19 protein-coding genes are annotated in these 17,916 nt (G+C 37.9%); 9 read left to right on the top strand and 10 right to left on the bottom strand.

What is annotated here, in order from left to right; translation table 11 throughout:
* Positions 1-31: 31 nt before the first annotated feature.
* Entirely contained in the window at positions 32-565 is a 534-nt protein-coding gene (gene hpf / locus MLC52_RS10250; protein WP_151899583.1) for a ribosome hibernation-promoting factor, HPF/YfiA family, read from the top strand.
* Positions 566-703: 138 nt separating this feature from the next.
* On the opposite strand, the gene recG is transcribed toward hpf, so the two are convergent.
* From recG to MLC52_RS10295, 9 genes are all read right to left on the bottom strand, one after another.
* On the bottom strand, positions 704-2,515 hold the full coding sequence (recG, locus tag MLC52_RS10255) for an ATP-dependent DNA helicase RecG (RefSeq protein WP_434580303.1): 1,812 nt from the start codon (positions 2,513-2,515) through the stop codon (positions 704-706).
* Positions 2,516-2,632: 117 nt separating this feature from the next.
* The gene (locus tag MLC52_RS10260; RefSeq protein ID WP_434580305.1) at positions 2,633-3,187 is read right to left on the bottom strand and encodes an outer membrane beta-barrel protein; all 555 of its coding nucleotides are present in this window, start codon (positions 3,185-3,187) and stop codon (positions 2,633-2,635) included.
* Between the two features lie 15 nt (positions 3,188-3,202).
* On the bottom strand, positions 3,203-7,051 hold the full coding sequence (locus MLC52_RS10265) for a hypothetical protein (protein WP_434580306.1): 3,849 nt from the start codon (positions 7,049-7,051) through the stop codon (positions 3,203-3,205).
* 153 nt (positions 7,052-7,204) lie between these two features.
* A complete protein-coding gene (gene glyQ / locus MLC52_RS10270; protein WP_434580308.1) occupies positions 7,205-8,092 on the bottom strand; it encodes a glycine--tRNA ligase subunit alpha in 888 nt (295 codons plus the stop codon).
* 40 nt (positions 8,093-8,132) lie between these two features.
* Positions 8,133-8,990: a damage-control phosphatase ARMT1 family protein gene (locus MLC52_RS10275; protein WP_434580310.1), complete on the bottom strand. Its 858-nt coding sequence runs from the start codon at positions 8,988-8,990 to the stop codon at positions 8,133-8,135.
* Positions 8,987-9,466 (bottom strand): DUF3972 domain-containing protein, encoded by a 480-nt coding sequence (locus MLC52_RS10280; protein WP_151899579.1) that lies wholly within the window; start codon positions 9,464-9,466, stop codon positions 8,987-8,989. Before MLC52_RS10280 ends, MLC52_RS10275 begins: the two co-directional genes overlap by 4 nt.
* A gap of 24 nt (positions 9,467-9,490) precedes the next feature.
* Entirely contained in the window at positions 9,491-9,988 is a 498-nt protein-coding gene (gene purE, locus MLC52_RS10285; protein ID WP_151899578.1) for a 5-(carboxyamino)imidazole ribonucleotide mutase, read from the bottom strand.
* Between the two features lie 36 nt (positions 9,989-10,024).
* Positions 10,025-11,323, bottom strand: a complete 1,299-nt coding sequence (locus tag MLC52_RS10290) for a peptidase U32 family protein (protein ID WP_434580312.1) — start codon at positions 11,321-11,323, stop codon at positions 10,025-10,027.
* A complete protein-coding gene (locus MLC52_RS10295; protein ID WP_434580314.1) occupies positions 11,320-12,009 on the bottom strand; it encodes a chemotaxis protein in 690 nt (229 codons plus the stop codon). Before MLC52_RS10295 ends, MLC52_RS10290 begins: the two co-directional genes overlap by 4 nt.
* Before the next feature lie 73 nt (positions 12,010-12,082).
* Here MLC52_RS10295 and MLC52_RS10300 point away from each other — a divergent pair, with 73 nt between their 5' ends.
* Positions 12,083-12,862, top strand: coding sequence for a histidinol-phosphatase (locus MLC52_RS10300; RefSeq protein ID WP_346389606.1), 780 nt, complete (start codon positions 12,083-12,085; stop codon positions 12,860-12,862).
* On the opposite strand, the gene MLC52_RS10305 is transcribed toward MLC52_RS10300, so the two are convergent.
* On the bottom strand, positions 12,859-13,302 hold the full coding sequence (locus MLC52_RS10305; protein WP_434580316.1) for a globin: 444 nt from the start codon (positions 13,300-13,302) through the stop codon (positions 12,859-12,861). The two genes, MLC52_RS10300 and MLC52_RS10305, sit on opposite strands and share 4 nt — an antisense overlap.
* Before the next feature lie 132 nt (positions 13,303-13,434).
* Here MLC52_RS10305 and trxA point away from each other — a divergent pair, with 132 nt between their 5' ends.
* From trxA to dapB, 7 genes are all read left to right on the top strand, one after another.
* Positions 13,435-13,755: a thioredoxin gene (gene trxA / locus MLC52_RS10310; RefSeq protein WP_151899573.1), complete on the top strand. Its 321-nt coding sequence runs from the start codon at positions 13,435-13,437 to the stop codon at positions 13,753-13,755.
* An 86-nt stretch (positions 13,756-13,841) separates the two neighbouring features.
* Entirely contained in the window at positions 13,842-14,255 is a 414-nt protein-coding gene (locus tag MLC52_RS10315; protein ID WP_230973293.1) for a hypothetical protein, read from the top strand.
* On the top strand, positions 14,252-15,193 hold the full coding sequence (gene trxB, locus MLC52_RS10320; protein ID WP_151899571.1) for a thioredoxin-disulfide reductase: 942 nt from the start codon (positions 14,252-14,254) through the stop codon (positions 15,191-15,193). Before MLC52_RS10315 ends, trxB begins: the two co-directional genes overlap by 4 nt.
* Before the next feature lie 10 nt (positions 15,194-15,203).
* Positions 15,204-15,644 (top strand): hemerythrin domain-containing protein, encoded by a 441-nt coding sequence (locus MLC52_RS10325; protein ID WP_346389608.1) that lies wholly within the window; start codon positions 15,204-15,206, stop codon positions 15,642-15,644.
* Positions 15,634-15,858, top strand: coding sequence for a hypothetical protein (locus MLC52_RS10330; protein ID WP_434580319.1), 225 nt, complete (start codon positions 15,634-15,636; stop codon positions 15,856-15,858). The genes MLC52_RS10325 and MLC52_RS10330 overlap by 11 nt, the downstream gene beginning before the upstream one ends.
* Positions 15,858-17,111 (top strand): hypothetical protein, encoded by a 1,254-nt coding sequence (locus MLC52_RS10335; protein ID WP_434580321.1) that lies wholly within the window; start codon positions 15,858-15,860, stop codon positions 17,109-17,111. The genes MLC52_RS10330 and MLC52_RS10335 overlap by 1 nt, the downstream gene beginning before the upstream one ends.
* A 37-nt stretch (positions 17,112-17,148) precedes the next feature.
* Positions 17,149-17,916, top strand: coding sequence for a 4-hydroxy-tetrahydrodipicolinate reductase (dapB, locus tag MLC52_RS10340; protein ID WP_434580323.1), 768 nt, complete (start codon positions 17,149-17,151; stop codon positions 17,914-17,916).

Below are 17,916 nucleotides of genomic sequence, written 5' to 3' on the forward strand. Positions count from 1 at the left end.
TTTTTCCAATAGAATAAAAAAGGATTTAATCATGAATATCAGCATGACAGGAAGAAATGTAGAACTTACTGATGCTTTAAAAGAGCATATTTCAGCTTCTATCGAAACACTAAAAAAATTTAATTTAGATATTATTTCGGTAAATGTTGTTGTCTCTACACAGACAAAAAAGGGCAAAGAACACGCTATTGTTGAGTTTGTCATCAATCTTGCACATAAAAATACTATAGTAATCAAGCAAAATGATGAGGATGCCTATGCTGCTATTGACCTTGCAACCAACAGAGCACAAAAATCACTTCGCCGTCTCCATGACAAAGTAACAGACCATCAAAAAGTCGGTTTAAATGAAGTCAAAGCGGAAGAAGTCGATGTAAAAGCTGCTGCAGAGGCAATGGAAGATGAAATCATTCCGGTAGAACTTGAACTCTACAAGCCTCGTGAAGTCGAAGATGTTTTAGAAGATCTTAAAAACAGTGATAAAACATTTGAAATCTTTTTAGACAATGAAAACAAAACACGTGTTCTTTTTAAAATGGGGAACAAAAAATTCGGGCTCTATTAAACCCGAAACCCGTACTTTCAAGCGCGGGCTTTGAATAACAAAGAAGTTGTTACAGCCGGCACTGAAGTACCGGTTCCAGGGGTTTTCGGAACCCGTACTTCAGTGCGGGCTTTGTGTCTTTAAAGACTAAGACCCAGGTTAACACTTAGGTTTAGAAACAGCTTTTAAATCTTTTTTTACCATTTTAACTATTTCTTCATCTTGCGCAAAATCCACCCATTTAAACCGGCTCCCGCTTTGTACAATTCCTTTGAGCAGATCACCACTCTTTCGAAACTTCAAATCCAAATTTGCTATATCAAATCCGCTTTTGGTATGTATAAATTCATCTAAACGCTCAGACTTTTTTTTGTTTGTATATAAAAAGCAGTAGCCTTTTAAACCGGTACGGCTCACCCTTCCACGAAGCTGATGCAACGTTGAAAGCCCTAAACGCTCTGCTCCAACTATTACTACCGTACTCAGACGAGGCAAAGATATACCCACTTCTACAACTGTAGTCGCTATCAATATGTCGCCTTTTTCTCTAAAATCAAGCAGTACCTGCTCTTTGTCTTTGTCTTTTCCATGAGTCACATAAACATTCTTAAAATTTTTCTCCCAGTAACCCCGTGCCTCGTCTATACTCTGATAATCAAAAGCTTCACTCTGCTCCACCAAAGGGTAGACAAGTAAAACCTGATTGTTTTTTGCAATTTCCACCTTTACATGTAAGAGCAATGCTTGAAAATCATTTCTGTGAATGACTTTTGAACAAATATCTTTTGTAAAAGGCGTAGTAGTAATGAGGCTGACATCTATATGTGCACTCTCAATCATCGCCTGTGTTCTTGGAATCGGAGTGGCTGAAAACTGTATAAAATGCGGTTTTAATGCCTGTTCTGTCACTAATTTTTCAAGCATATTTCTTTGTAGAGTTCCAAAACGATGCTGTTCATCCACCATAATCAGTGAAGCCTGCGGCAATTCTCGATACAGAAGCGCATGCGTTCCTATGATAAAGTCATAAGGACTCAAGTCTGTTTTTTTTGTTTTATTTGTTACAAGTGCAGCTTTGAGTTGAGGAAGATATTTTTGTGCCTCTTCAAAGAGCTGATTTGCCAAAATCGTTGTCGGAGCCATTAAGACAGATCGGTTTGGCATATTCATATAGGCAGCTGCCAGAATCACCATTGTTTTACCGCTCCCCACATCCCCGACAACCATCCGTTTTGCCGCTACATCTTTTTTCAAATCCTGATAAATATCTTCTATAGCTTTCAACTGCTCTTCTGTCAGCACAAAAGGGAGCGTTTTACTCCATGGCGTATACTCTTTTGCCTGTGAAGAGAGTGATTCAAAATAACGTCTTTTTCCAGCTAACATCTGCATATAGGAAAAAAGTTCCGTGTATTTTAATGCCTTGCGTGTTTTTTCACTGTACTCTTTATTTTGTAAAAATTCATCTATTGGAAAATGGAGTGCTAACAGCTCCTCGGCAATATCTTCACGCAGCTTTACATGTAACAGGTTTTCTTTAGTAAGACAATTCTGTACAAGCCGTTGCATAACATCGCTTCTGAGTGCCGTTTTATATTTTGGAGTAATCATCCCCACTTTAGAGACTTTTTTTGGCATACTCATACTGCAGTGCCCCTGCTTGCAGTCTATAACACCGTAATAACAATCCCTCTCTCCTACTTTAAACTGATGTAACATGTAAGGTTTGGGGCGAAAAAGCACTCCCTGAACAGTATGCCCGAGATTGTGTGCAAAAAAAGTAATTTGAATAGAATTTGGGGCTTTATAGACAGACTCAACCGTCGCATCTATGAGCTGTGCTTTTTGTGGAAGTAATTTTTCATGAAGTCTGTAATCTTCATAGGTATGAGGCACCAGCAAGGCAAGTTCCAAAACAGAATTAATTCCAAGCTTACGAAACTTTACCTCTTCATCCTTTGATAAATTCATAATTTCCCCATACAATTCATTTTAAAAATTATATATTAATAAATTACAAACTATCAATATTATTACAAAATGACATATTATGAAAAACGAATCAGTTCATTGGCCTTTTCAAAGGATCTAATTCATTTTAAATTTATAAATTATACTGCCATATCCGGAAACCAGAGTATTAAATTTATAAGTGATATTGTTTTGCGTATTTTCAGCTTCAATATCCATAACCCGTAAACCTAATTCCAAATCCATTGATTCAGCAATATGGAAATTTAATCCTAAATCTCCACCATAATAATTATCTGATATCGTTCTTGAAAAATTATTTCTTGTAAAACCAATATTTACTATTCCTGCATTTAAACCAATAAAACAATTAACAGCTGGAGATACATTTATAAGATACTGCAACTCAACTCCAAAGGTCGTCATATAATCAAAATTTTTGGAATTATAATAACGAGCACCAGCAAATATTCTATAGTTTTCATTTTGTGCACCGACTTTAACTCCGGCACTTCCAAGTTTGTAGGTATCATTATTATAAGGCGTATTCTGTTCATAACTTACACTGCTGTATCCGCCTTCAAGACCAACAAGAGACTGTGTATCGTCCGCCATAGCTGCACATGAAACCAAAGACAGTGCCAATATTATTTTTTTTACTCTTTTTTTCATTTTTTTCCTTTGTTGTTAAAATTCATTCATTATTTTAAGATTTGTCAAACTCACTGTTCCGCTAATTAGAGAAGGACTTGTGAAATTAATATCAACATATGCTACACCACCATAATTACACGAATACATAGTGGCATCAGTATATGGTTTAATATTAACATTTTGTCCATTTGAACCTAAATCCATTGAAGTTCCAACCACTGTCCAATTTACATCAACACCAGTTATAATAATAGTTGCAGAAAAATTTGCATTTTTATAATACTCAGAAGTGTCATTTATCATGATAGGTAGGTGAACAAGACCTTGAAACCCTGTTGAATACGCAAAACTAGGACTAACCAGTCCCGTACCTCTAAGCGTAATCTTACGGGCCTCTCCTATCTTTACAGTAGTATTGTTATCATATTGTTTTCCGATAAGGTTTGCCCAAAGGACAACATCTTTTCCTACAAGATAATAGTCATATTCTACATTTATTCGCATGCTTCCGGTACTGTCAATAACATAGTTTCCTGCATCTTGCGGATAAACATTCGCAACCCATTCTGTTCCAAATTCGCAAGTGTCCTGTCTGTAGTTATGCCCTACCGCAAAGCCCAAGTTCGAAGTATCATTCCCTTCATAGGTATCTTTTAGATCCAATGTATTGCTGTTGTTTGTGTTAATATCCCACTTTCCTGAAGCATTATATGTATATCCGTCTCCGAAAGTAACTAAATAATCATTTGTCTGATCCACATTGTCAAATACATTTGCAGTTGTTGTAAAATTATTATTGGTACTGCTGAGCGTTCCGTTTACTTCATTAGGCTCATAATAAATATAATTTCCAGCGTTAGAAGCTGTAAATGGAGAACTTTGAACATACCCGACAATTGCACCCATTGAAACGGCAGGGTTTGTATTGACAAGATTGTTATATCGGTCTGTAACCGTGATAACCCAGTGTTCTATCATCTTGGCATCATTTTGTTTTGACTGCGAATCTGTTCCGGCGTATGAAAAACTGATAGCACTCGGAGGACCGGAAAGCACAACTATGTTAAAAACTTTCGTTAATGTTTGCTGATTATTATTTGAGTCTGTAAAAACTGCTGTAACTTTTAATGGAAGAATACCCGAAACAGTGTTTGTCTGAAGGTTTACAGTCACATTGTTTTTGTCTGCTATTGTCAGACTACTGCCAGAGTTGCCTTTTGTATCCTCTATTTGCCCCAATATTGGATTTAGCATTTCAATAGTAATAGATGTCACATTACTATCAGGGACAAGAGTATTGCTGTCATCAGTAATAAAAAATGACATTAATTTACTACTGCTAATTCCAATTGTAGCATTTGCATCCGAAAGAGTACTTTTCAGTAAATAGCTGTTTAAAACCGTTTGATTTGCATCAGGGGCAATTTTTACAGTAAATGTTTTTGCTTCCAAGGGATTGGCTTCATGATAGAATTTAAAGACAATATCTGAAGTATTCTCGTCTAATCTAGTTGGTGCTGTATATACAAAATTTGCTATTCCATTTGACACAGCTACAGTTGAACTTGCAAAACCACCTATATCTCGGCCACTTCTCACATCGTCTGGATAAAATATTTTCACATTTCCATCCAAATATGGTGTATTGTCTTCAGATATAACCCTTACGTCTATATTTACAATTTGACTGTTGGTTGTGACAGTCACATTGTTATCTGTTAAAATCACAGTAGGTACAGCTGGTTTATAATTGACTGTCAAACTTGCTGTAACATTGGTATCTTCTTTGTATACAAAAGTAAAATCTAAAGAATTCATAGCTTTTAAAGGATCTGGACCTACAAAGGTAAAAATAGCTTCACCGTTAACTATATTCACTTCATTTTCATTAAATTTACCACCACTGATATTTTGATCAACAATTTCACTTGGGTAACGTACAAAAATAGAACCTGTCTGTAATGATTGATTATTCTCATCAAAAGCTAAAACTTTGATTTGTTCGGTTTGAGCATTACTACTTATGTCAAGAATACTGTTTTCTAAATGGATTTTAGCCGGCGGCGGGGTTGTATCGACTGTTACAACTGTATTTACAGTGTTTAATGTAGTGTTTTTTCCCCTGAATGTCATAGTCAAGAGTGTACCGTCTGCTATTGAACTTGGGGCTGTATAGTTAAATGTGACATGTCCGTTTGTATCGGTCACTGCGCTGAAACTGTTTGCTGTTCCTTTTGAACCGTCAAAGTAATCCAATAATATTGTCTCGTTTGCCACTGGTCTTGAATTATTGTCTTCCAAATAAAGATCTATTGTTTTACTTTGGGATGCCTCTGTTATTGTCACTGCCGATGGAACTACAGATAATGTATAATTGCTGTAATCTGGTTCCGGCGGCGGTGTCGTATCGACTGTTACAACTGTATTTACAGTGTTTAATGTAGTGTTTTTTCCCCTGAATGTCATAGTCAAGAGTGTACCGTCTGCTATTGAACTTGGGGCTGTATAGTTAAATGTGACATGTCCGTTTGTATCGGTCACTGCGCTGAAACTGTTCGCTGTTCCTTTTGAACCGTCAAAGTAATCCAATAATATTGTCTCGTTTGCCACTGGTCTTGAATTATTGTCTTCCAAATAAAGATCTATTGTTTTACTTTGGGATGCCTCTGTTATTGTCACTGCCGATGGAACTACAGATAATGTATAATTGCTGTAATCTGGTTCCGGCGGCGGTGTCGTATCGACTGTTACAACTGTATTTACAGTGTTTAATGTAGTGTTTTTTCCCCTGAATGTCATAGTCAAGAGTGTACCGTCTGCTATTGAACTTGGGGCTGTATAGTTAAATGTGACATGTCCGTTTGTATCGGTCACTGCGCTGAAACTGTTCGCTGTTCCTTTTGAACCGTCAAAGTAATCCAATAATATTGTCTCGTTTGCCACTGGTCTTGAATTATTGTCTTCCAAATAAAGATCTATTGTTTTACTTTGGGATGCCTCTGTTATTGTCACTGCCGATGGAACTACAGATAATGTATAATTGCTGTAATCTGGTTCCGGCGGCGGTGTCGTATCGACTGTTAACAAACTAGTGTGTAAAACTGTTGTATCATTACTCATTCTAAATGTAAGATTATAATCTTGCCCGTCAGCTTTTAATGTAGCGGGTGATGTATAATTAAATACAGCATGTCCGTTTGCATCCGTGATTGCACTAAAACTGTTCATCGTTCCCAATGTTCCATTAAAATAATCTACTATAATTTTTTCATCAGCCACTGGCTTTTTAATACTGGTTGTATCATCTTCCAAATAAACATCTATCGCAATTGATTGATTCGGTTGTGTTATTTTTGAACCTGTCGGTACTGAAACCAGGTTATATTTAATACTGTTTTGTGTAAGGTTAAGATCTAAATTTACATTTACACCAGTTGTTTCGTCATATAAATTTAGCGAAACCAGGCTAGAGAGTCCAGCTGCTTGTAAGGCATTAATGGTATCGACTATATCTGTAGGTCCTGTATATTGAAAATTGGCCTCACCATCAACTACATTCACTTGAGAAGGAAGAGAACCGACATTTATGTTGTTGTTTATGATATCAGCAGGATATTTTACCAAAAGTGTTGTATTTACATTTTTGGTATTTTGATTCGTGTAGGCATCTAAAATTATATTTTTTGTATAATTTGATGATGTAACGATAATATTATCAGGGTTGATTGTCAATTTGTTTAATACTACTGACGTTGTTGTATTAGTACTGTTTGTAGTGGTATTACCTGCTGTTGTAGCGCTGGAATCACTGTTAGTACCCTGACATCCGCTTATTGTAAATATCAAAACCATTGAAGCAATAAAAATCTTTATTATATTCATCTTAAACCTTTATTTCATAGAATTCATTTATAATAACATTATATTATATTTAATTCAATATAACTTTTTAAAATATTTTTTTATTCTTTCAAGTGTAACTTAATGATACGTTTACACTGTCAGATTTAAGCTTTTAAAAAGTTTTTACATTTTTTACTTTGCATGGACTCTTTTGTTGCGTTCTTCTTCCTGTGCTTTGTAAAGTTCTGCACACCCTTTTGAAAGTTCTCGAATTTTTAAAATATAGTTTTGTCTTTCTGTTTGTGAAATTGCTTTTCTTGCGTCTAAAACATTAAATGTATTTGATGCCATCATACATAAATCATAAGCAGGCAGCGGAAGTCCAGCTTCAAGTGTTCTCAGACACTCTTCACTTTTTGCATTAAAGTCAGCAAAGAGCATTTCTGTATCGGCTACTTCAAAGTTGTATTTTGAAAACTCGATTTCACTCTCTTTGTGCACATCTTTATAGAGCGTTTTACTGCCGTCTGGTGCAATATTCCACACGATGTCAAAGACGGTATCAACGCCTTGCAAATACATTGCCAGACGCTCCGTTCCGTATGTAATTTCAACCGCAACCGGATCACACTCAATCCCGCCGACCTGTTGAAAATAGGTAAACTGCGTCACTTCCATACCGTTAAGCCATACTTCCCAGCCAAGTCCCCATGCACCGAGTGTCGGAGACTCCCAGTTGTCCTCTATAAAACGAATGTCATGTTTTGCCAGGTCAAGTCCCAGATACTCCAAAGACTGCAGATACAACTCTTGAATATTATCCGGCGAAGGTTTTATAAGTGCCTGAAACTGGTAATAGGAACCTAGACGGTTGGGATTTTCTCCGTATCTTCCGTCTGTCGGACGGCGAGAGGGAGCGACATACGCCGTTGCCCAGGGCGTAGAATCGAGTGAGCGCAAAAATGTAGCAGGGTGAAAAGTCCCTGCTCCGGCAGGAATATCGTAAGGCTGTACAATATTGCACCCCTGTTTCATCCAGAATTCTTGTAATTTGAGTAACATTTCGCTAAAAGTAATCATTTTTTGCCTTCATTTTATTAATTTTGCAATTATAGCTAAGTTAAACTATTTTACAAACTATATCACCGACTTCTTTGCCTAATGAGTTGGCAACAACATTGCATTTTACTTTGAGCAAAAAACAGATATTATCTCTGTGGCTTGGACTGAGACATTCATAATTTCCCATGCCCTTGCTTATCACCAAGTCCGCTTCATCAAAAAGCTTTTGTGCCTCTTTTGCAGCACGTTCGTAAACAAATCCCGGAGTATTGACACCGCTGTCAACCAGATTGCAGAGTTTCTCAAAGCCGGCTTCTTTTGCCTCTTTACATGTAACGTCATTGATTATAGGATTACCCCGTACCATATAAGTACATGTAAGTTTTGGATAGAGTTCCTGTAAAGTCTCTATAAACAAATAGTCAAAAATATGTTCGCCGACATTATCGCCAAGAATTACAATGTTTTTTGCAGTTTGCAATACTTTTGCAAACGCTTCAAAATCATTGTGAGAAAATTCTGTATGAAAAATTTTCTCAAGTTCTTCCTGCAAATCAAATTCTACCTGAGCAGCCAAATCTATAACATTGCCTGCTACAGCAATTTTTGTGGCTGTCAAAAGTTTGTCATTACATGTAAAGAGTTTTTCTTTTAAAAACGGAATAAAGGACAGGGCTTTTTTTGTTGAGAGTTCTTTGACCTCATCATACAGGTCTTTTTTATCTGCAATCTCTGACATTTTTTCATACACATCTGCAGCAATTTCCGGAGGAGTTTTTGAAAAAGAAAAATCTTTACTCATGCTTTCCACAGTTGTTCTGAGTCTATTTTTTAAAGTTTCATCTGCACTAATTGCATCAGCGACTTTCACACTTTGGTTAATGATACATCCGACACATTCATTATCTATGGTCATGCTTTTCCAGTATGTTCATCAATAGCCTTGTTCCACATAAGTTTATATTTGCGGCGCATAAATTCAACTTCCTGCTGTGAGAGTTTGAGCTGTTCTTGCAGAGTATGTATAGTTTTTCTGTCTTCATCATACAGTTCCTGCAAAGAAGCCAATGCTTCACGTAAAAACTCATTTTCCACCCGGACGGCTTCGAGTGTTTCATCTTTTGCATCCAAAACTTTTTCATGCAGATTGATGATAGTCCCGATGGTTTTTTCAACGAACTCAGGCTGAACAAGCATTTCATGGGTGTTTTTTTTCGCAAGTTCCTTAAGTTTGGCAGGCACAACGGCTTCTGTCGCACCTTTTGACGGATCAATGTAACGAATGCCGTCTTCAATTTTTACACTTAATTTGCCCCTCTCAATCAAATCTTCAATAGAAGTTATATCCAATCCCGTCAGTTGACTGTATTCCTCATCACTCATCCACTTCATTGCCAAACCTCTCTTTTGCTGTAGCTATTTTATAATAGTTTCTATCTCTAAAGAATCCATCTCAACTTTTTTTGCTTTTGCAATACGGTCTTCTTTGAGTTTTATACTGAGTTCTTCATTGTCAAGCGCCAGTATCTGCATAGCCAGATATGCCGAATTAATAGCCCCTGCCTTGCCTATCGCAACAGTAGCAACAGGCATACCTGCAGGCATTTGCACAGTTGAGAGCAGTGCATCTATGCCTGCCAGTGCAGATGCTGACATCGGTACGCCTATTATAGGTTTGATGGTTTTTGAACTTAATACACCTGCAAGATGGGCAGCCATGCCTGCTGCAGCTATAAAGACCTGCGCACCTTTCTTTTCAGCTTCTTCTATGTACTCTTTTGTACGCTCAGGGGAACGATGCGCTGATGAGATAACCATCTCATAACTAACTCCAAATGCCTCTAATGTGTCAGAACACGATCTCATTACTTCATAATCACTTTTTGAGCCTATTACTATAGATACAAACTTCATATTATTTTACCTTTCTTTTAATTTTAACACTCTGCATTATTTTTTTGGAGCTGTATTCATATCTGCACTCGCCGGTATTCTAAAGAATGTATAGGGCGGAAATTTTGTCGGCAACTCTATAGGGTTGACATTGCCGCTGTGAATTTCTTCCCAGATTTTTCCGTTTTGTGCTTTAAGCTGTTTGAGTTTCATAAAAAATTTCCCATCTCTTTCATATGTCGAGCCTATATCGTTATCAACCTTTTCCACTTCACTGCCCAAAGGAAAAACGACTTCCATCTCATCACCGGGAAATGTTTTGTATTTACATAAAAAATGTGTGCCCTCGGCATTGACAACACCGCTGACCTGATGCGTGCCAAGCTGCATGGTGAAGTCCAGGCTCTGGGTATCATGTCTTTCAAATGGACGAGAGACAAGATAGGCATCCGTATATCCTCGGTTTTGCAGAGACTGCAGTTCATACTGGTACCGTTCACTGTCAATCTTTCCTGCATAATAGTCATCTATTGCCATTCTGTATGCTTTTGCCGTAGTGGCTGCATAATATGCTGTTTTTGTACGTCCTTCTATTTTTATGGAATCCACAGCACCGCTGTCTAAAATCTCTTGTATGTGTGAAGCCAAATTCAGATCTTTTGAATTCATAATGTAGGTACCGACACCCGGGTCCTCTTCAAGCTTGAAAAGCGTACCTGTTTCCGGATTTGCCGCATATATTTCATAAGGAAATCTGCAGTCATTGGCACAGCTTCCGCGATTTGGCACACGCCCGCTTTGCAGGGTTGAGATCAGGCAGCGCCCGCTGTAGGCAAAGCACATAGAACCATGCACAAAAACTTCTAGTTCCAAGTCAGGCAAAGCCGCTTTAATCTCTTTTAAGTCACGTAGAGAAATTTCTCGTGCAGTAATAATGCGTGTCGCACCCATTTCATGGTAAATCTGTGCATCAAGTACATTCATAACATTTGCCTGTGTTGAGAGATGCAGAGGCATATCGGGTACCAAATCATGGCACAGTTTCAACACACCCGGTGTCGCTACGATGAAAGCATCGGGCCCCAGTTCACCCATTTTCACAATATGTTTTTTCAGTAAATCAAGCTGGGAATTAAATGGAAATCCGTTTATTGTTGCATAGACTTTTTTTCCGCGTTCATGAGCATATTTGATACCCTCTTCAAAATCTTCAAAACTAAACTCTTTTCCGGAGCGAATACGCAGTGAGAAATGACTGACTCCGCCATATACGGCATCTGCACCAAAATCTAGTGCAATTTTTAATTTTTCCAAGGTTCCTGCGGGGGAAAGCAATTCTACTTTTTTATTATTCATTGTTTTGAAAACTGTTCCAAAAGCGCTTCTATGTCATCTGTAGAAGCCAGCTCGTTGTGCGTGTCTCCCGCAATGTGTATGGCGGAAGAGACACGTTTGTCATCATCAATTTTACCCTCAAAGAGCGTATTCATATACTTTGACAATGCACGCATGACATTGATAACCCGCTCAATTTTCTGTCTGTGAATATCCTGGTACTGCATGATATCCATAACACTCATGATAGCGTCTCCGCTCTCTTGCAAAACTTCTATGACACCGTTGATTTCATTCAGAGCTGTTTCATTTTTTTCCAGCTGTGTTTGGAAGGTTTGCACATCAGGGAATTTTTCACACAATTTTGTAAACAATTCTATATTTGAATGAAGAATTTCACTTACTGTATTGAGACTTTCTTCTTTTTCCATCAAATTGCTGCTGATATTGTCAATAATATCAAAAATCTCACTCGCTTTTTCTTCACTCTCTTTGGTAACATCGTCAAGCTGATGCACCATTTTGTTTTCATTTGTCGCAGGAAGCGGAAGTTCGGCTGCTTCAATGCCTGCTGTTATCGGGTCTTTGGAAGATTCATCTTCCTTGTCCTGCGAATTTTCATCATCTTGGGTATGCTCATCCTCTTCAGACATATCATCCATATCCACACCACCGCTCATTAAGGCGTCCAGTTCTTCTTGCGTCATAAACAGTCTCCGTAATTGAATAATTTATTAATTCACACTATAATAGCATAAATTATATAATACGAGAACAAATATGAAAGTAGACCTCCATAACCATACACCATTGTGTAACCATGCCCAGGGCACAATAGACGAGTATATCAATGCTGCCATCAGGAACAATACGAAAATATTTGGCTTTTCCGACCATGCGCCTATGGACTTTGATCCAAAATACAGAATGTCATTTTCAGAGATGCAAAAATATGAAAAAGACATTCTTGATGCAAAGAAAAAGTATGCTGATACAATTACTGTTTTGCTTGGCTATGAAGTTGACTACCTTGAGGGGCATATGGACAAAAGAGTGCTCACTGCCGATGTTGACTACCTCATTGGTTCTGTACATTTTATAGACGAATGGGGTTTTGACAATCCGGAGTTTATAGGAGAGTACCAAAATGAAGATATCAATCTGATATGGCAGAAATATTTCAATGCTGTCGAGGCTATGGCCAACAGTAGACTATTTGACATTGTCGGACATCTGGACCTTATAAAAGTATTTAAATTTATGCCGACGCAAGACATCAAAGAGATAGCAAAAAATGCTTTGCATGCCATAAAAAATGCCGACATGGTGTTGGAAATCAATGCAGCCGGCTACAGAAAGCCTGTCGGTGAGGCTTATCCCTCAAAAGAACTCCTTGAAGAGGCATATAAACTCAATATACCTATCACTTTCAGTTCTGACGCCCACAAACCCGAACAGGTGGCTATGTTTGACAAAGAAGTCACACAGCTTGCCAAAGATATCGGCTATTCAGAGTGTGCTTACTTTATAAACAGAGAGCGAAGGTTTTTACAGTTTTAGCTTTTCGTATTCACCACCCACATAGAAAAAAGATCCAAATAGTTCCAAAAAGATTCTATATATCTGGGAGAAATACCTTCTTCTGCAAGCGCATTCAAAAGCGGAATGTAAAGTTCCAGCCAGACTTTTCGCGCATTTTCATCTATGCGGAAGGGTGCATGACGCCCAACCATTTGATGCTCTCCCCTGCTTTGTGTAAAATAATCAGGACCACCTGAAATTTCTATCAAAAAATCAGCTGCATGTTTTTGTGCCTCTGCAAAATCATCATCATCAAATACAGGAAATAAAAAAGCAATATCACTGCTCTTGATGGATTCATAATGTTCAAACACCAGTTTTCTAAACCTTTCTTCTCCCACTTCATTAAAAAAACCCGGATGAGGCTTTGCCACAGGAGGTCGTACATCAATTTTTCCAGCTGTAATTTCTAACTTCAAAACTTTTTTCCTTTACATGTAGTTCATTATAGAGAATTATACAAATTATTGCTATAACTAAATTTAAAGTTTGGATTAATGATAGCACTTGTATAATACTTTTATAACAAACAAAATAAAAAGGATTTACTAATGGGTAAATATATAGAACTAACTGGTGCAAATTTTGAAGCAACTCTTGCAGAGGGTGTATCTCTGGTAGACTTTTGGGCGCCATGGTGTGGGCCGTGTCGTATGATTGCTCCTGTTATTGAAGAATTGGCGGAAGATTATGACGGAAAAGCTAAAATCTGTAAAGTCAATACTGATGAAGAGCAGGATATTGCTGTAAAATTCGGTATTCGTTCAATCCCTACTATTATGTTTTTCAAAAACGGTGAAATGGTAGACCAAATCGTAGGCGCACAGTCAAAACAGGCTCTTGCAGAAAAACTTGACGCTCTTTTAGCGTAATCTCAAGGACTTCAAAAGTGGCCGGAAAGGGAGGCAAAAGCCTCTTTTCTCTTTCCACTCTTCTAGCATCTTTCTTTGGTGCTGCAATGATAGCAGGCGCTTTTGCCTATTTCAACTACAAATTTTCAGAGTATAAGTTTATTAATTTTAAAGAGTTCGTTTATTATGAAAAAAATGATGTTTTCACGCCAGTAAGTGAAGAGTATATCGTCATTTTTTATTCTTCAAGAGATAAACACACAATGAACAGACTTGCAAATTTAGATTTAAACCTGCCGATACTTGCCATTGACTACTATAACAGGGTCCGGGAAAACACAAAAACAACTACTTTTTTAAGAAGTGGGACCAACACATCTTTAAAATTCATACAGCGCTTCAATATCTACAACTCACCATCTATTTTTTTCATAAAGAGAATAAAAGATTCCCTTTATAAGCAAAATAGTATGATACGTAAGCTTGACAATTTAGACCAATTAGAGGAGATAAAATCATGACTTTAGACTGTGCAATTATAGGTGGGGGACCGGCGGGTCTTACTGCAGGACTATACACTACACGCGGCGGACTTGAAAATGTTACAATGTTTGAAAAAGGTATGCCTGGCGGGCAGATTACACAGAGTTCCGAAATAGAAAACTATCCGGGCGTAACAGGTGAGATAACCGGAATGGATCTGATGATGCCATGGCCCGAGCAGTGTCAAAGATTTGGACTCAAACATGATATGGCAGAAGTAAACCGTATAACAAAAGATGGCGATCTCTTTCATGTACTCAAATCAGACGGAACAAGCATTGAGGCACACAGTGTTATTGTTTGTACCGGTTCCTCTCCCCGCCGTGCAGGTTTCAGGGGAGAAGACGAATTTTTTGGCAAAGGGGTCAGTACCTGTGCAACCTGTGACGGATTTTTTTACAAAGGAAAAGAAGTGGCAGTGATAGGAGGCGGAGACACTGCTCTTGAAGAAGCCTTATACCTTGCAAAAATATGCACAAAAGTCTATCTTGTTCACAGACGCGACAGCTTTCGTGCAGCACCAAATACAGTAAAAAGAGTCAAAGAAAATGAAAAAATAGAACTTGTACTCAACTCTGTTCCTGATGAAGTTTATGGCGATGCAAGCGGAGTAAACGGATTGAAAGTCAAAGACAAAGATGGAAATATAAAAGATATACAGGTTCCCGGTGTTTTTGTGTTTGTGGGGAACAATGTCAATAATCAGACACTTATCCAAGAAGACGGAACTTATCTGTGTGATGTGAATGAGCAGGGACAGGTTATTGTAACCTTAAGCATGAAAACTTCTGTTCCTGGACTGTTCGCTGCGGGTGACATACGGATAGAAGCACCGAAACAGGTTGTTTCAGCAGCCGGAGACGGCGCTGTTGCTGCGCTTTCTGCCATTTCATATGTTGATGAATTACTAAATTAGGAGTACCGATATGACTATAAAAGATTTTATGACAAGTAAACACAGAGAGTGTGATCATCTTTTGACTCAGGCAGAAGATTTTCTTGAAAGCGGAGAGTTTGACGAAGCTCTTTCCAAATATTCAGCCTTTAAAAATGAAACTCTCCTGCATTTCACAATGGAAGAGGAGTATCTTTTTCCTATGCTTGAAGAAAAATCAGGGATGGGAAGTATGGGACCGACAAATGTTATGCGAATGGAGCATGCACAGGCAAAGTCACTCTTTGAAAAAATGGATGAAGCCTATAATGCCAAAGACAAAGAAAGAGCTTTTTCTCTTGGAGAATCCATGAATATTCTCCTGCAACAGCACAATCTCAAAGAGGAGCAGATGCTCTATACCATGATGAACAGTGCCCTGGCAGAAAATGCAGAAGAAATCGTTCAAAAACTACAAAACTATGAAAACTAAAAAAGAGATTATTCTGGATGTCAGTGAGCTTGAAGCGCCCTACCCTCTGGTAGAAGCCATCAATGCTCTTAATATTTTACAGGATGATGAAGTGCTGATATTTCGCCATCGGATGAACCCTCAAATGCTTTTTCAAAACATTTTGTCCCTTGGTTTGCAATATGAAATTATGAAAGAAAATGAAAATGAGTTTGAAATGAGGATCTATAAATAATGTTTCAAGGTCTGAGTCTTGAACAGGCACCCCCTTATGCAATTCCAATAAAATTTTATCTCAGTGGTGCCTTTTATCTTATACTTCTTTCAGTAGCCATTGTAATCTACGGATTTTCTATAGGTTCACGGTTTGATTATGAAGTTATTGCTTTGACACATCTGCTGACTCTGGGTTTTATCACACATGTCATGTTCGGCTCACTCTTTCAAATGTTGCCTGTTATGCTGGCAACACCCTATACAAATGTCATAAAAAATGCAACAATCGTTCACATTGCTTTAAATGCAGGAATTCTGAGTTTTGTTGTTGGATTTCTCACAAATACGCCACTCTTGCTCTATCTTGCAGGAGCAGTGCTGAGCGGAACATTTTTCTATTTTGCAATACTCTCTTTTAAAACAGTTTTGCTCAGCCAGGAAAAAAACACGCTGGTACAAAATTTTGCAGCTTCTTTTATAGCTCTTTTTGCAGCAGCTCTGTTTGGAGCTTTGGCACTGCTTGGACATTTTGGATTTGTTGACACATTGCGTTATGGAAACACTCATATTGCTTTTATGCTTTTTGGCTGGGTCTTTTTACTTATAGTCTCCGTATCATATAAAATTATTCCTATGTTTTTTGTTGCAAAAGAGTTTCCGATATTTTTACAAAAAAGACTCTATCCTGCACAACTTGTATTTTTACTTTTATTTGCATATGCACAACTTCAAGAAAAAATGCTGCTTCTCACTTTAACACAGATACTGCTTTGCGTACCAGTCATCATTTTTGCTCTGTTGAGTATACAAATTTTACGAAAAAGAAAACGGGCAAGAAAAGATGCCAGCATCCAGCTTTGGTATTTTGCCATGGGCAATGCTGTTCTTGCGTCTCTCCTTTTTACAGGTGCAAATATTTTACATGTAAACCTTTCTTTTGCTATTGGTTTTTTTACTCTCTTTGGCGCTGTATATGCCCTAATCAATGCAATGCTTTATAAAATCATCCCTTTTTTGACCTGGTTTCATTTAAGTTCAAATATGGTTTTTGATGCGGAAATGGGCAATGTAATACCAAAAAAAAAGATGCAGTATCAGATCAATTTGTACTATCTTTCCTTTTTTCTTTTTCTTTTTACGGCTTATTCGCGTATTTTTTTAATACCCGCTGCTATACTCTTTTTCTTTTCGTCCCTGCTGCTCCTGCTCAATATACTCAAAGCGCAAAAGTATTACAATGAGTATATGAAAAAGAAAGTAGTATTTGAGTAATATTTTGCTATTATAAGAAAAAAAATGAGGATATATTATGATAAAAGTAGGCATATTCGGTGCGAGCGGTAGAGTTGGCAGACTTTTAATAGAAGATTTAAAAACAACAGATGCAATGAGTTTGAGTACAGTATTTGTCAGAAATTCACTTGATTTTTCCATAGATCCTTCAGTTCTGGTTACTTCTGATATGCAGGCATTTTTGCATGCGGCTGATATTATTATAGATTTCTCACTACCGGATGCCTGTGAGATACTTCTGGAAGAAGCAATGAAAACTCCCAAACCGTTAGTCATCGGAACAACAGGACTCAATACACATCAACTCAATCTTTTAAAAGAGGCAAGTGAGCGCATGCCAGTGCTTTATGCCACAAATATGTCCCTGGGTGTAGCACTTCTGAACAAACTTGTTTATCAGGCTTCAGCAGCCCTTGAGGGATTTGATATAGAAATTGTAGAAATGCATCACAGACACAAAAAAGATGCGCCAAGCGGTACGGCATTGACACTCAGCCAGTCAGCAGCAGCCGCAAGAGGATTGGATCTTGACAAAGTACGCATCAGCGGCAGAGACGGGAACATCGGCGAAAGAAGCAAAGATGAAATAGCAGTTATGGCTCTGCGTGGCGGTGACATCGTAGGACGCCATACCGTCGGCTTTTACAATGACGGAGAATTTATAGAACTCAACCATACAGCAACTTCAAGAAATACTTTTTCTAAAGGTGCCCTTCGTGCCGGAAAATGGCTTGCAGACAAAGAAGCCGGTCTCTACAGCATCAGTGATTGTTTGGAACTTTAA

This window comes from Sulfurimonas sp. NW15, assembly GCF_051132285.1.
Classification (GTDB): domain Bacteria; phylum Campylobacterota; class Campylobacteria; order Campylobacterales; family Sulfurimonadaceae; genus Sulfurimonas; species Sulfurimonas hydrogeniphila.

Coding starts and splice junctions, on each gene's coding strand:
- glyQ (WP_434580308.1), bottom strand. CDS start 8,092: ATGATTACTTTTAGCGAAATGTTACTCAAATTACAAGAATTCTGGATG.
- MLC52_RS10280 (WP_151899579.1), bottom strand. CDS start 9,466: ATGAAGTGGATGAGTGATGAGGAATACAGTCAACTGACGGGATTGGAT.
- MLC52_RS10330 (WP_434580319.1), top strand. CDS start 15,634: ATGAAAACTAAAAAAGAGATTATTCTGGATGTCAGTGAGCTTGAAGCG.
- purE (WP_151899578.1), bottom strand. CDS start 9,988: ATGAAGTTTGTATCTATAGTAATAGGCTCAAAAAGTGATTATGAAGTA.
- MLC52_RS10315 (WP_230973293.1), top strand. CDS start 13,842: ATGATAGCAGGCGCTTTTGCCTATTTCAACTACAAATTTTCAGAGTAT.
- MLC52_RS10300 (WP_346389606.1), top strand. CDS start 12,083: ATGAAAGTAGACCTCCATAACCATACACCATTGTGTAACCATGCCCAG.
- MLC52_RS10275 (WP_434580310.1), bottom strand. CDS start 8,990: ATGACCATAGATAATGAATGTGTCGGATGTATCATTAACCAAAGTGTG.
- MLC52_RS10295 (WP_434580314.1), bottom strand. CDS start 12,009: ATGACGCAAGAAGAACTGGACGCCTTAATGAGCGGTGGTGTGGATATG.
- MLC52_RS10325 (WP_346389608.1), top strand. CDS start 15,204: ATGACTATAAAAGATTTTATGACAAGTAAACACAGAGAGTGTGATCAT.
- dapB (WP_434580323.1), top strand. CDS start 17,149: ATGATAAAAGTAGGCATATTCGGTGCGAGCGGTAGAGTTGGCAGACTT.
- trxA (WP_151899573.1), top strand. CDS start 13,435: ATGGGTAAATATATAGAACTAACTGGTGCAAATTTTGAAGCAACTCTT.
- MLC52_RS10335 (WP_434580321.1), top strand. CDS start 15,858: ATGTTTCAAGGTCTGAGTCTTGAACAGGCACCCCCTTATGCAATTCCA.
- recG (WP_434580303.1), bottom strand. CDS start 2,515: ATGAATTTATCAAAGGATGAAGAGGTAAAGTTTCGTAAGCTTGGAATT.
- hpf (WP_151899583.1), top strand. CDS start 32: ATGAATATCAGCATGACAGGAAGAAATGTAGAACTTACTGATGCTTTA.
- MLC52_RS10265 (WP_434580306.1), bottom strand. CDS start 7,051: ATGAATATAATAAAGATTTTTATTGCTTCAATGGTTTTGATATTTACA.
- MLC52_RS10260 (WP_434580305.1), bottom strand. CDS start 3,187: ATGAAAAAAAGAGTAAAAAAAATAATATTGGCACTGTCTTTGGTTTCA.
- MLC52_RS10290 (WP_434580312.1), bottom strand. CDS start 11,323: ATGAATAATAAAAAAGTAGAATTGCTTTCCCCCGCAGGAACCTTGGAA.
- trxB (WP_151899571.1), top strand. CDS start 14,252: ATGACTTTAGACTGTGCAATTATAGGTGGGGGACCGGCGGGTCTTACT.